At 59.7% G+C, this 13,288-nt stretch carries 11 protein-coding genes, 1 pseudogene and 1 riboswitch; of the genes and pseudogenes, 10 read left to right on the plus strand and 2 right to left on the minus strand.

Annotation, left to right across the window (positions count from 1 at the left end):
* Positions 1–100: 100 nt before the first annotated feature.
* Together RHM58_RS11095 and waaA are read left to right on the plus strand one after the other, a co-directional pair.
* A complete protein-coding gene (locus RHM58_RS11095; RefSeq protein WP_322270371.1) occupies positions 101–1,021 on the plus strand; it encodes a LysR family transcriptional regulator in 921 nt (306 codons plus the stop codon).
* Positions 1,014–2,294 carry a lipid IV(A) 3-deoxy-D-manno-octulosonic acid transferase gene (gene waaA / locus RHM58_RS11100; RefSeq protein ID WP_322270372.1) on the plus strand — a complete coding sequence of 427 codons (1,281 nt, stop codon included), beginning with the start codon at positions 1,014–1,016 and terminating at the stop codon, positions 2,292–2,294. Before RHM58_RS11095 ends, waaA begins: the two co-directional genes overlap by 8 nt.
* 173 nt (positions 2,295–2,467) lie before the next feature.
* On the opposite strand, the gene RHM58_RS11105 is transcribed toward waaA, so the two are convergent.
* A complete protein-coding gene (locus tag RHM58_RS11105) occupies positions 2,468–3,901 on the minus strand; it encodes a TolC family outer membrane protein (RefSeq protein WP_322270373.1) in 1,434 nt (477 codons plus the stop codon).
* Positions 3,902–4,092: 191 nt separating this feature from the next.
* Positions 4,093–4,198, plus strand: a riboswitch (TPP riboswitch).
* 163 nt (positions 4,199–4,361) lie between these two features.
* Between RHM58_RS11105 and thiC the strand changes: the two genes are divergently transcribed.
* On the plus strand, positions 4,362–6,251 hold the full coding sequence (gene thiC, locus RHM58_RS11110; RefSeq protein WP_201200070.1) for a phosphomethylpyrimidine synthase ThiC: 1,890 nt from the start codon (positions 4,362–4,364) through the stop codon (positions 6,249–6,251).
* 198 nt (positions 6,252–6,449) lie between these two features.
* A complete protein-coding gene (gene cytX / locus RHM58_RS11115) occupies positions 6,450–7,742 on the plus strand; it encodes a putative hydroxymethylpyrimidine transporter CytX (RefSeq protein ID WP_201200071.1) in 1,293 nt (430 codons plus the stop codon).
* On the opposite strand, the gene RHM58_RS11120 is transcribed toward cytX, so the two are convergent.
* Positions 7,711–8,457, minus strand: a complete 747-nt coding sequence (locus RHM58_RS11120) for an RsiV family protein (RefSeq protein ID WP_322270375.1) — start codon at positions 8,455–8,457, stop codon at positions 7,711–7,713. The two genes, cytX and RHM58_RS11120, sit on opposite strands and share 32 nt — an antisense overlap.
* Before the next feature lie 212 nt (positions 8,458–8,669).
* Here RHM58_RS11120 and RHM58_RS11125 point away from each other — a divergent pair, with 212 nt between their 5' ends.
* From RHM58_RS11125 to RHM58_RS11150, 6 genes and pseudogenes are all read left to right on the plus strand, one after another.
* Positions 8,670–9,287, plus strand: coding sequence for an NUDIX domain-containing protein (locus RHM58_RS11125; protein WP_201200073.1), 618 nt, complete (start codon positions 8,670–8,672; stop codon positions 9,285–9,287).
* The gene (locus tag RHM58_RS11130) at positions 9,278–9,730 is read left to right on the plus strand and encodes a DUF1249 domain-containing protein (RefSeq protein ID WP_123510868.1); all 453 of its coding nucleotides are present in this window, start codon (positions 9,278–9,280) and stop codon (positions 9,728–9,730) included. The genes RHM58_RS11125 and RHM58_RS11130 overlap by 10 nt, the downstream gene beginning before the upstream one ends.
* A 99-nt stretch (positions 9,731–9,829) precedes the next feature.
* Positions 9,830–10,645, plus strand: coding sequence for a 3',5'-cyclic-AMP phosphodiesterase (gene cpdA / locus RHM58_RS11135; protein ID WP_322270377.1), 816 nt, complete (start codon positions 9,830–9,832; stop codon positions 10,643–10,645).
* An 821-nt stretch (positions 10,646–11,466) separates the two neighbouring features.
* The gene (locus RHM58_RS11140) at positions 11,467–11,715 is read left to right on the plus strand and encodes a DUF6124 family protein (RefSeq protein WP_322270378.1); all 249 of its coding nucleotides are present in this window, start codon (positions 11,467–11,469) and stop codon (positions 11,713–11,715) included.
* A 535-nt stretch (positions 11,716–12,250) separates the two neighbouring features.
* Positions 12,251–12,472, plus strand: a pseudogene (locus RHM58_RS11145) (DUF6124 family protein); the annotation flags it as partial.
* Positions 12,473–12,664: 192 nt separating this feature from the next.
* Positions 12,665–13,273: a YqiA/YcfP family alpha/beta fold hydrolase gene (locus tag RHM58_RS11150; RefSeq protein ID WP_322270381.1), complete on the plus strand. Its 609-nt coding sequence runs from the start codon at positions 12,665–12,667 to the stop codon at positions 13,271–13,273.
* The last annotated feature ends 15 nt before the right edge of the window (positions 13,274–13,288 follow it).

Consider the following 13,288-nt stretch of genomic DNA (forward strand, 5'->3'; position numbering starts at 1 on the left):
GTAATCCTCGTGTGAAGTGTTGCTTTCTGAGGTCGGCATTCTAGAGATTCTCCAGATGCGGTAAAGTCATTACCTATCTGCCGTGGAGATGGGTTTGGCCATGAACATGCAATGGAATCTTGAGCAACTGCGTTTGTTTGTCAGCGTAGCGGAACAGCGTTCGTTTTCCGCGGTGGCGCGGGATCAGCGCAAGGCGCAGTCGGCAGTCAGCAGTTCGATTGCGTTGCTGGAGGAGGATTTGGGCGTGAGCCTGTTCGACCGCAGCAGCGGCCGCCAGCCGAAGCTGACCGAGGCCGGCAGTGCCTTGCTGGAAGAGGCGCGGGAAGTGCTGCGCCAGTGCGAACGCCTGAACGGTCGGGCGTTGGCAATGATGCGTGGTCAGGAGGCGCGTCTGCGCGTGGCGCAGGATGAGGCGATGCCTTATCAGCCCATCATCGAAAGCTTCGAAGCCCTGGCCGAGCAATTCCCCAGCCTTGAAGTGCAACTGACCAGCGCCGCGCAAGGCGATGTCGCGCGCAAACTGGTGGAGCGGCGGGCTGATCTGGGGCTGCTGTTCTTTCACGACCAGATCCCCGAAGCGCTGGAGCGTCGGGTGGTGGGTAGCGTCGAAATGGTCACGGTCTGTGGCATAGGACACCCGTTGGCGGCGGCAGCTGAAGTGGACTGCCAGCAACTGGCGCAGCATCGACAGTTGCTGATGTCTACGCAGTCCAGTGTCTATCCCGGCAGCGAGCCGGCGAGCCCGCAGGTCTGGCGTGCGGACAGTTTCTACGTGATGGCGGAATGGTTGGTGCGTGGTCTGGGTTGGGCCTGGTTACCGCGCCATGTGGTGCAATACCCGGCCTATCAGGATCTGATGGTCGAACTGGTCAGCGAATGGACCCCGCCGGCACTGGTGGTGGAACTGGTCTGGCGTCGTGACGAACCGCTCGGCCCGGCGGCGCGTTGGTTGGCCGAACGTTTTGCCGTGCACTTGCAGGCGATCGGCTTAAAAACCGATAAACTCCGCCGCCATGAATAGAACTCTCTACACCGCGCTGTTTTACCTGGGGCTGCCACTGGTAGCGATTCGGCTGTGGCTGCGCTCGCGCAAGGCGCCGGCGTATGCCAAACGCATTGGCGAGCGGTTCTCCTACGGGATGCCGGTGATGAAGCCGGGCGGCATTTGGGTGCACGCGGTGTCGGTGGGCGAAAGCATTGCCGCCGCGCCGATGATTCGCGCCTTGCTGCAACGTTATCCAGCGCTGCCGATCACCGTGACCTGCATGACCCCGACCGGTTCGGAGCGTATTCAGGCGTTGTTTGCCAATGAACCGCGCATCCAGCACTGCTATTTGCCGTACGACTTGCCGTGCGCAGCGGCGCGGTTCCTTGATCGGGTTCAGCCGACGCTGGCGGTGATCATGGAAACCGAGCTGTGGCCCAACCACATTCATCAATGCGCCAAGCGCGGGATTCCGGTGGCGCTGGCCAATGCGCGACTGTCCGAACGTTCGGCCAAAGGCTATGGGCGCTTTCATAAACTGACCGGGCCGATGCTGGCCGAGATGAGTCTGTTTGCGGTGCAGACCGAGGCTGAGGCCGAGCGCTTCCGCTCGCTCGGCGCGCGTCCGGAAACCGTCGAGGTCACCGGTTCGATCAAGTTTGACCTGACCATCGACCCGCAATTGCTCCTGCGCGCCACCGAGTTGCGTGGGCAATGGCAGGCGATGGAGCGTCCGGTGTGGATTGCCGCCAGCACCCACGAAGGTGAAGACGAAGTGGTGCTGGCTGCGCATCAACAGCTGCTGGCCAGTCATCCTGATGCGTTGCTGATTCTGGTGCCGCGGCACCCGGAGCGTTTCAATTCGGTGTTCGAGTTGTGCAAGCAGCAGGGTTTTGCCACGGTGCGTCGTTCCAGTGGCGAGCCGGTCACAGCCGCTACTTCGGTGCTGCTGGGCGACACCATGGGCGAGTTGCTGTTTCTCTATGCCTTGGCTGACAGCGCTTTTGTCGGCGGCAGTCTGGTGCCCAATGGCGGGCATAACCTGCTGGAACCGGCGGCGCTGGCCAAGCCGGTTTTGAGTGGTCCGCACCTGTTCAACTTCCTCGAAATCGCCGCGCAGTTGCGCAGCGCTGGCGCGTTGGCCGAGGTCGATGATGCTGAAGGTTTGGCGTTGGCGGTGCAGCGGTTGTTCGAATTGCCGCGCGATGCGCAGCGGATGGCAGAAGCAGGATTGAAAGTGATGCGTACTAATCAGGGCGCGTTGCAGCGGTTGCTTGATGGGTTGGGAAGATTGGTCGACAAAACCTGAATCTGTCACTGATTCATTGTGGCGAGGGAGCTTGCTCCCGTTCGGCTGCGAAGCAGTCGTGAAATCAGCCAATGCGGTCTCCCTGTCAGACCGCATGCTCAGGTTTTAGGGCCGCTTCGCAGCCCAGCGGGAGCAAGCTCCCTCGCCACAGGAAAGCCCTGCGGCGAAATCCCTTATGGGCGGGCCTTGAGTTGTTCCGCCGCAGCCTTCGCCAAATCCGGTGGCAGAAAGTCTTTGTCCGGATTGTAGTCAGCCTTGAGATAGCGCGACAAATCCTGCAAATCCCCCGGGTTTAACGTGCCCGCCGCCTGCTTCAAGCGCAGGTTGTCGAGGATGTAGTCGTAACGGGTGTTGTTGTAGTTACGTACCGAGGTGTACAGCTGACGCTGGGCATCGAGCACGTCGACGATGTTGCGCGTCCCCACCTGATAACCGATTTCGGTCGCTTCCACCGCGCTCTGGTTGGAGATGATCGACTGCTTGCGCGCCTGTACCTGCTCGACGTCGGTGTTCACCGCGCGGTGCAGGTTGCGGGTGTTTTCGACGATTTGCCGGCGTAGGCCTTCACGCTGTTGTTCGGACTGGTCGAGGCGTGAGGAAGACTCGCGCACCTGGGAGCTGGTCAGCCCGCCGCTGTAGATCGGAATGCTCAGCTGCAGGGCCAGCGTGCGTTGCTCGACGTTGCCGCCGTAAGGCGTACCGAAGGCACTCGGGTTGCCGAAGCCCAGCGCATCGTTGTCGCCTTTCTCGTACTTCGCCACGGCGTCCAGGGTCGGTGCGTGACCGGCCTTGCGCTGCTTGAGGGTTTGTTCGGCGGCGCTGACGGCGTAGTTGCTGGCCAACAGGTTGAGGTTCTGTCGGGCGGCGGTGTCGACCCAAGCCTTGGCGTCGTTCGGCGTCGGCGGCAGGATCGGCAAGGTGTGGACGATGCCCTGGATCGAGTTGTACTGACGGTTGGTCAGGGTGATCAGCGCTTCGAACGCATCATCCACCTGACGCTGGGCCAGGATTCGGTTGGCCCGCGCCGTGTCGTAACTGGCCTGGGATTGCAGCACGTCGGTCTTGTCCGACAGGCCCACATCAAAGCGCTCATTGGACTGGTCGAGCTGACGTTTGAACGCCGCTTCTTCAGCCTTGGTCGAGGCCAGGTTGTCCCGGCTGCGCAGCACGTTGAAGTAGTTTTCAGCGGTTTGCAGGATCAGGTTCTGCTCGGTCGCCGAGAGTTGCAGGGCAGCTTGCTCGTTGACGTCCTTGGCAGCCTGGAACTGGAACCAGCGATCGGCGCGGAACAGTGGCTGGGACAGGGTTGCCTGATACGAATGAGCGCTGCGGTTGGCAGTGGCCGCAGGCTGGTCGAGCTGGGTGCGCACATCGGCCACTTCAGCGCCGCCGGAGATGTTTGGCAGCAACCCGGCACGGGCCTGGGGCACGACTTCTTTCTGAGCGCCATACTGGGCGCGCGCGGCGGCCAGGTCGGCGTTGTTATCCACCGCTTCCTGGTAGACGCTGACCAGGTCGGTTTTGGTGGATAAGGGCGCTTCTGCTGCCCAGGCCATTCCATTGGACGCACAAGACACGGCAAGGGCCAGTGAGAGTTTGCGCAGCATTTAGCCATCCCTAAAATTACGCTGATAATTTGAGCGCCAAAGGTACGGCGCGGCGTCGTACAGCGTCAAGGCGCGGCACGGCGTAGCGAGTGTAGTTGCGCACACGTTTGGCAACAATCCTGTAATTACGCCATTCATCATGGTGTTTACCGCGGTGTTGGCGTTCTTTGCCAGTTGTGTCTAGACTGGCCGGGTTCTTGTCGGGGTGCCTTGCTATGAGGCTGAGATCGAATAATTTCGGATCCCGTTGAACCTGATCAGGTTAGCGCCTGCGTAGGGAACAAGATTTCTCGTCACCCGGCGAGTCCTCTTGTGCTTCGTCCGGGATGTTGTTCGACAATCGAACACCCCTCGAGCACTGAGCACAGCACAGCTGGTATTCCAGCGCCCGTGCGTCCATTCGATTACAGGTTCGCTCCGACAATAAATCCACTGCCTGGATGTGTTCGGAGAGCCCGTGATGACGATAAAACCAAAAAATACGACGAACCTGAGTGACTCGGCCCAAGTCGATCAACAATCGGTTCAGCCGTTTACCCGCTCGCAAAAAATCTATGTCCAGGGTTCCCGCCCGGACATCCTCGTGCCGATGCGCGAAATCAGCCTCGACGTGACCCCGACCGACTTCGGCGGTGAGATCAACGCACCTGTCGTGGTGTACGACACCTCCGGCCCGTACACCGACCCCAACGTCATCATCGACGTGCGCAAAGGCCTGGGCGACATTCGTTCGCCGTGGATCGAGTCCCGTGGCGACACCGAGCGTCTGCCCGGCCTGAGCTCGAACTTCGGCCAGGAACGCCTCGCCGATGCCGAGTTGACCAAGCTGCGTTTCGCCCACGTGAACAACCCGCGCCGCGCCAAGGCCGGGGCCAACGTCAGCCAGATGCACTACGCCCGCAAAGGCATCATCACCGCCGAGATGGAATACGTCGCCATCCGCGAAAACATGAAGCTCGAAGTGGCCCGCGCCGCCGGGCTGCTGGACCAGCAACACGCCGGTCACAGCTTTGGTGCCAGCGTGCCGAAAATCATTACCCCGGAATTTGTCCGTGACGAGATCGCCCGCGGTCGCGCGATCATTCCGGCCAACATCAACCACACCGAACTGGAACCGATGATCATCGGCCGTAACTTCCTGGTGAAGATCAACGGCAACATCGGCAACAGCGCACTGGGTTCGTCCATCGAAGAAGAAGTGGCGAAACTGACGTGGGGCATTCGCTGGGGTTCGGACACGGTCATGGACCTGTCCACCGGCAAGCACATTCACGAAACCCGCGAGTGGATCATCCGCAACTCGCCAGTGCCAATCGGCACCGTGCCGATCTACCAGGCCCTGGAAAAAGTCGGCGGCGCCGCCGAAGACCTGACCTGGGAGCTGTTCCGCGACACGCTGATCGAACAGGCCGAGCAGGGCGTCGATTACTTCACCATCCACGCCGGCGTACTGCTGCGCTACGTGCCGCTGACCGCCAAACGCGTGACCGGCATCGTTTCCCGCGGTGGTTCGATCATGGCCAAGTGGTGCCTGGCGCACCACAAAGAGAACTTCCTCTACACCCATTTCGAAGACATCTGCGAAATCATGAAGGCCTACGACGTCAGCTTCTCGCTGGGCGATGGCCTGCGTCCGGGCTCGATTGCCGACGCCAACGACGCCGCGCAATTCGGTGAGCTGGAAACCCTCGGCGAGCTGACCAAAATCGCCTGGAAGCACGACGTGCAATGCATGATCGAAGGCCCGGGCCACGTGCCGATGCAGTTGATCAAAGAGAACATGGACAAGCAGCTTGAGTGCTGCGACGAGGCGCCGTTCTACACCCTCGGCCCACTGACCACTGACATCGCGCCAGGCTACGACCACATCACTTCCGGTATCGGTGCGGCGATGATCGGCTGGTTTGGTTGCGCGATGCTTTGCTACGTCACGCCGAAGGAACACTTGGGCCTGCCGAACAAGGACGACGTGAAGACCGGGATCATTACTTACAAGATCGCCGCTCATGCCGCCGACCTTGCTAAGGGCCATCCGGGGGCGCAAATTCGTGACAACGCCTTGAGCAAGGCGCGTTTCGAATTCCGTTGGGAAGACCAGTTCAACCTCGGTCTCGATCCGGACACCGCGCGTTCGTATCACGATGAAACCCTGCCGAAGGATTCGGCCAAGGTCGCGCACTTCTGCTCCATGTGCGGGCCAAAATTCTGCTCGATGAAAATCACTCAGGAAGTCCGTGAGTACGCGGCCAACCAACGGATTGAAACCGTCGATGCCGAAGTCGCCCAGGGATTGGCGGACCAGGCAGAGCGGTTCAAGCAGGAAGGCAGTCAGCTTTACAAGAAGGTTTGATCCCGTATTGATCACCCTGTGGCGAGGGGCTTGCCCCCGTTCGGCTGCGAAGCAGTCGCAAATCCGGCGATGAGTTCTGACTGACAGATCTCGGTTGTCTGTTTTGGGGTTGCTGCGCAATCCAACGGGGGCAAGCCCCCTCGCCACAAGGGATCTGTGGGTCAACACAACAACAAATGTCCCTCTGAGATAACACCCTTGAGCATTCAACCCAGCACTTATTCCCCTGATATCGCGGTGCCGACCGACAAACGTGTGTTCGGCGGCCGCGATCTGTTTTCCCTGTGGTTTTCCCTCGGCATCGGCCTGATGGTCTTGCAGACCGGTGCTTTGCTCGCGCCAGGTCTGGGACTGTCCGGCTCGCTGCTGGCGATCTTTCTCGGCACGTTGGTCGGCGTTTTGCTGCTGGCTGCGGTCGGCGTGATCGGCAGCGACACCGGCCTGTCGTCGATGGCCGCGCTCAAACTCAGCCTCGGCGTGAAAGGCGCGAGCCTGCCGGCGATGCTGAACCTGCTGCAACTGATCGGTTGGGGCTCGTTCGAAATCATCGTCATGCGCGATGCCGCCAGCCTGCTCGGCGCTCGCGCCTTTAGCGAAGGCAGTTTGCTGTCGAACCCTCTGCTCTGGACCCTGGTGTTCGGCGCACTCGCGACCTTGCTCGCGGTCAGCGGCCCGCTGACGTTCGTGCGCAAGATCCTGCGCAAGTGGGGCATCTGGTTGCTGCTGGCGGCATGCATCTGGCTGACCTGGAACCTGTTTGCCAAGGCCGATCTGGCGGCGCTGTGGGCGCAGGCGGGTGACGGTTCGATGCCATTCGCCGTGGGTTTTGACATCGCCATCGCGATGCCGCTGTCCTGGCTGCCGCTGATTGCCGACTACTCGCGTTTCGGCAAGCGTGCGAAAAACGTCTTCGGCGGCACCGCGCTGGGCTTCTTTATCGGTAATTTCTGGTTGATGAGCCTCGGCGTGGCTTACACGTTGGCTTTCGCACCGAGCGGTGAAGTGAATGCCTTGCTGTTGGCGCTGGCCGGTGCTGGCCTGGGGATTCCGCTGCTGCTGATTCTGCTGGATGAGTCAGAAAACGCCTTTGCCGATATTCACTCGGCGGCGGTATCGAGCGGGATTCTGTTGCGCTTGAAAGTCGAACATCTGGCCTTGGCCATCGGCGTTATTTGCACGCTGATCGCTTGCCTGGCGCCATTGGCCCAGTACCAGAACTTCCTGTTGTTGATCGGTTCGGTGTTTGCGCCGCTGTTCGGTGTGGTGCTGGTGGATCACTTCATCCTGCGTAAACGCAGCAGCCAGGTGGCGTCAGCCGCGTTGCGCTGGCCGGCGTTGCTCGCCTGGCTGGGCGGCGTGAGCACTTATCATCTGCTGGCCAATCTCTATCCGGACATCGGCGCAACCCTGCCGTCGCTGGTACTGGCAGGGCTGCTGCAGCTTGTGCTCGGTCGAGCCTTCAGTTACGGCCGGGAAACAGCTCGGGCCTGAGAATACCGTTGAGGCGCGGGTAAGGGATCTTCAGTTCAGTGTGGCCCAGGGCGTACGGCGCAATGGTGCTCACGTTGTACTTGAGGATCACCGCGCCGTAGGTCAGTGCCACGAGTGGGGTTTTCACAAACGGCCAGCTCTTGACGAACTCGGGTTCCTGATCGAGCTTGGTGCTGATCAGCCAGCTGTTGTGCGCCACTTGCGCAGCTTTCCAGAATGCATCTTCCTGCCCCGGCAACAACATATCCGACAGGGTCAGCACCTTGTGCTGCTGGCGCGAGTAGTTGATGAAAGCGCGGCCCGGCGTGCCATGTTCGTCGCCGGTGTCGAGGTAACTGGACAATTCAACGATCACCAAGCCGTCATGCTGCTCACGTACCTTGGCTTGCAAGTAGATGCTGGTGTGCGGATCGGCGGTGCGCAAAAACTGTTCGCGGTAGGCGGCCAGGGTCGGTGCAACTGGGGCGCCGGGCGTAGTTTGGGTCAATTGCAGCAGGCGTTTTTCGACGATGCCGTCCAACTGTGGCTCCGCAGAAAAATGCACCGTATCGATGTTCACCAACGGGCATTCAGGCGTGGAGCAACCTGGCTTCAAGGTTTCCGAGGCATCGCGGGTCGAGTCCAGCGGTGTCCGGTAGTTGGGTTGGAACAGGCTCTGGCAGGCGCCCAAGGTCAGGGCGATGGCGGCCACGGAGGCGATTTTAAAAAGCGACATGGGCGTCCTTCATAAAACAGGGAAAGGCGAAAAGTTACCGCTTCGACTGTCAACGAAGCAGTCAGTTCGCCACTAAGCTAATTAGAGTTGGTTTCGCCCTCACCGTCTATCCCGATGACGGTAAAGGGGCTGCATCAAACGTCGCGAGCGCGTTAGGATGGCGCGAAGTCGAGGTTGGAACCTCGTAACGGAAGCAGTAAACGAGGATTGTCATGACTGATTTTGCCAACGCCATTCCAACCACCGTTGATATCGTTCAGCGCGAAAGATGCTACGAGGGCTTCTACAAACTCGATCGTCTGCATTTGCGCCACGAATTGTTCGCCGGTGGCATGAGTCGCGAGATCAATCGTGAAGTGTTCGTTCGCCACGATGCAGTCTGCGTGCTGCCTTACGATCCGCAGCGCGACGAAGTGGTGCTGATCGAGCAGTTTCGGGTCGGCGCCATGGGCAAGACCGACAACCCGTGGCTGATCGAGCTGGTCGCTGGTCTGATCGACAAAGACGAAGTGCCGGAAGAAGTTGCTCACCGTGAAGCGCAGGAGGAAGCTGGGCTTGTGTTCGGGGCGCTTTGGCCGATGACCAAATATTTTCCATCGCCGGGCGGCAGCAACGAATTCGTGCACTTGTTCCTCGGGCGTTGTGAAACAAACGGAGTAGGGGGGCTGCATGGACTGGCAGAAGAAGCGGAAGATATCCGTGTCACGGTCTGGGCCTTCGAAGATGCCCTGCAGGCCGTACGCGATGGACGAATTGCCAACGCGGCCAGCATCATTGCTTTGCAATGGCTTGCTTTGAACCGCGCTGAAGTGAGGGGGTTATGGTCGTAAACAAGCTGCGCGATCGCTATCGGGTGGACCTCGTGGGGCTGCAAGCCTCCTGCGAGGCAAACTACGCGCGTTTGATGCGACTGTTGCCGGACATGCGCAGCGAGCCTGAGGCGCGGCGCATTGCCGTGACTCAGGGCGATCAGATGCTCGGTGTTCTGGCGCTGGAAGTGCTGCAAGTCTGTCCGTACACCACGACGTTGCAAGTGCGCCAGGAACACAGCCTGCCGTGGCTGCCGGTGCCGCAACTGGAAGTTCAGGTCTACCACGATGCGTGCATGGCCGAGGTCGTTAGCGCCGAACATGCAAGACGCTTCCGGGGCATCTATCCTTACCCGAACGCCGCGATGCATCAGCCAGATGAAAAGGCGCAGCTCAATTTGTTCCTGGGGGAATGGCTGAGTCACTGCCTGGCGTGTGGGCACGAGTACGCCGTCGTTCGATAGATGTGAACTGCGTCCGGTTCAGCGGTTTCCTCTTTTGATCTTCCCCCAGCATAATTGCGGCCTATATTTAATCCCGCGATCACGCCCAGGGAGAACGCCTTGCCGAGCGTATCCACATTGACCACCGCCGATTCGGCGTTGCTGGTACAGCTGTCCGACAGTCACCTGTTTGCCGAGGCGGACGGCACGCTGCTGGGCATGAACACGCGCGACAGCCTGCAAAAGGTCATTGATCTGGTCCGGCAGCAACAGCCGCAGATCGATTTGATCATTGCCAGTGGCGACATTTCCCAGGACGGGACGCTGGAGTCGTATCAGCAGTTTCGCGACTTGACCCGACAGCTTGATGCGCCGGCGCGGTGGATTCCTGGCAATCATGATGAACCGATGATCATGGCTGAGGCGGCGGTGCAGAGTTCGCTGCTGGAGCCGGTTGTGGACGTTGGCAATTGGCGGGTGACATTGCTGGATTCGGCGGTGCCGGGTTCGGTGCCGGGGTATTTGCAGGATGAGCAGTTGCAGTTGTTGGCGCGTTCATTGAGTGAGGCGCCGGAGCGGCATCATCTGGTGTGTTTCCATCATCATCCGGTGTCGATTGGTTGTGCCTGGATGGAGCCGATCGGGTTGCGTAATCCTGAGGCTTTGTTTGCGGTGCTGGATCGGTTTCCTCAGGTGCGTGCGGTTTTGTGGGGGCATGTGCATCAAGAGATCGACCAGATGCGCGATGGTGTGCGGCTGATCGCTTCGCCTTCGACGTGTATTCAGTTTGAGCCGGGGAGTGAGGATTTTAAGGTGGGGGAGCAGGCGCCGGGGTATCGGTGGTTGCGGCTTTTGCCTGATGGTCTGATTGAGACTGGGGTTGAGCGTGTTGTCGGGTTCGATTTTACGGTTGATTACGGTTCCAACGGGTACTGAGTTTTGGGTGTATATCCGTTGCTGCGGTAACGGCTTCTTATGGTTTCGCTCTTACAGCGAGTCCCTTTTGGCAAACGCCCCAAAAGGAACCAAAAGGTCTCGCCCCGAGCGTCCGGCCCCTCGCTTAGGCTCGGCGTTCCTTCGTTCCGGTATTCATCTGGGGGCATCGCCTCCGGTCGGCTTCGCTTCGACCTCCTCTCGATGTGTGCGGCTTCGCCGCACGGCGCTACGCGCCCACCCCCAGATGAACACCTCCACTCAGCCTCCCGAAGGGGCGGGCAGAGCAAGATCAAGATCAAGATCAAGAGCAGGCGAGCTAACGCTCGGCCTAATGAGTGGTGAAGAGCGGAGCGGTGTACGCCGCTCTGCTTTTGATTCTGCTTTTGTAGGAGCGAGGCTTGCCCGCGAAGGCGGCCTGCCAGCCGACCCATATCTTTCGGATGTACTCGGTCCAATTGTGGGAGCGAGCCTGCTCGCGATGACGTCCTCGCAAACGACGCTGTTTAATGGTCAGCAAAAATTTCGGAGCCTTCCCACGATGTTTTCAGGTTGCCCGTCGGACGTGGCATCTCTAGCCTTTTGTCTGTCGCTGACACATTCAGCGATCGGGCTTCGCGGCTCGCTTTCTCAGGCATAATCGCCCCGCCTAAACAGCAGCGCTTTCGGGTGTCTGTCGTTTCGTGTCATGGCGGCTGTGCGCGGGATACCTTCGGGTATGCCGAGTTGCCAGAGGATCGGTCCGCGAACCTGCGTACAGCTGCCACCCAAATTGCTTCGCGGTAATTTGTCAGTGGCTCCATTTCTTCCTCTGGAGTACCGCTATGTTCAAACCTACCCCTAATCCGCCCACCCGAAAACCCAGCGCGATGTTCATGATCGTCCCTAATGTGGACGCCGAAAGCCTATTAGCCCACGCCTGTGAGTCCCTAGCCTCTGCCAGTGTCATGGCCAGTGATTTTGCCGCGCGCCTGCAAGGGCCGGACCGGCATACGGCGATGGCGTTTCAGCAAATTGTCATGCTGGCCGAGTTGGCGGTGAATCGGGTGCTGGATACCGTCGATCCGGCGTAGACCGCGTCATCGTTCATCGCGAGCAAGCTCGCTCCCACATTGGATCGCGTCCATCCGGACAACCCTGTCTATTGTGGGAGCTGGCTTGCCTGCGAAGGCGGCCTGACAGCCGACCTATCTCTTCCGGATGGATTCGGTCCAATTGTGGGAGCGAGCCTGCTCGCGAAGGCGTCCTCGAAAACGATGCTGTTTAATGGTCAGCAAAAATTTCGGAACCTTCCCACGATGTTTTCAGGTTGCCCGTCGGACGTGGCATCTCTAGCCTTTTGTCTGTCGCTGACACATTCAGCGATCGGGCTTCGCGGCCCACTGAACTGAGGCATAATCGCCGCGCCTTACAACAGCACTTTTGTGTGCTTGTCGTTTTTTGTCATGGCGGCTGTGCGTGGGATACCTTCGGGTATGCCGATTCTCAGTTCTCGGTCCGCGAACCCGCGTACAGCTGCCACCCTTACATTGCATCGCGGCAATTGGGGGTGGCTCCATATTAATGAACTGAGGTGTCACCATGTTCAAACCAACCCCAAATCCCCCGACCCGCAAACCCAGCACGATGTACATGATCGTCCCCGAAAAAGACACGGAAAGCCTGTTGGCCAATGCCTGTGAGTCCCTGGCGTCGGCGAGTGTCCTGGCCAGCGATTTTGCGGCGCGACTTCAATGGCCGGACCGGCAGACAGCGATGGCGATCCAGCAACTGGTCATGCTGGCTGATCTGGCGGTGAATCGGGCGCTGGATAATGTCGATCCGGCGTAACCATTAGGCCGAGTTATCGTTCTTCGCGAGCAAGCCCGCTCCCACATTGGATCTGCGTCGTTCACAAATCCCCTGTGGGAGCGGGCTTGCTCGCGAAGGCGTTAGAACAGACGCCTCAAATCCCAGGGATATCCCCGATCCTCCCGTCTCCCTGTAAACTGCGCCTCTTTACCCGACGCTCAGGGAGTTCAAATGTCCGGTTCGATCCTTTATATCCACGGTTTCAACAGCGCGCCTTCGTCAAAAAAGGCGACACAGTTGATGGAAGTGATGGACCGTCTGGGCTTGAGCGATCAGTTGCAGGTCCCGGCCTTGCATCACCACCCGCGCGAGGCCATCGGTCAGCTAAACCGGGCGATTGAAGCGCTGGGGCGGCCACTGCTGGTCGGCAGCTCACTCGGCGGCTACTATGCCACTCACTTGGCCGAGCACCATGACCTCAAGGCCCTGCTGATCAACCCTGCCGTCAGTCCGCACCGGATGTTTGACGGGTATCTGGGGACGCAGAAAAACTTGTATACCGATGAAGCCTGGGAATTGACCCACGACCATGTGACGGCCCTGGCCGAGCTGGAAGTGCCGGCGCCCCAGGATCCGCAGCGCTATCAGGTGTGGTTGCAGACCGGCGACGAAACGCTGGACTACCGCCTCGCCCAGCAGTATTACCGAGCCTGTGCCTTGCGCATCCAGGCCGGCGGCGACCATAGTTTCCAGGGCTTTGCCGAACAATTGCCGGCCATGTTGAGTTTTGCCGGTATCGGCGCAGATTTGTATCAGGCGATCGATTTCACCGCTCTATAAAAAACTTCGCCTCTT

The sequence above is a fragment of the Pseudomonas sp. 10S4 genome (genome assembly GCF_034344865.1).
Lineage (GTDB): Bacteria > Pseudomonadota > Gammaproteobacteria > Pseudomonadales > Pseudomonadaceae > Aquipseudomonas.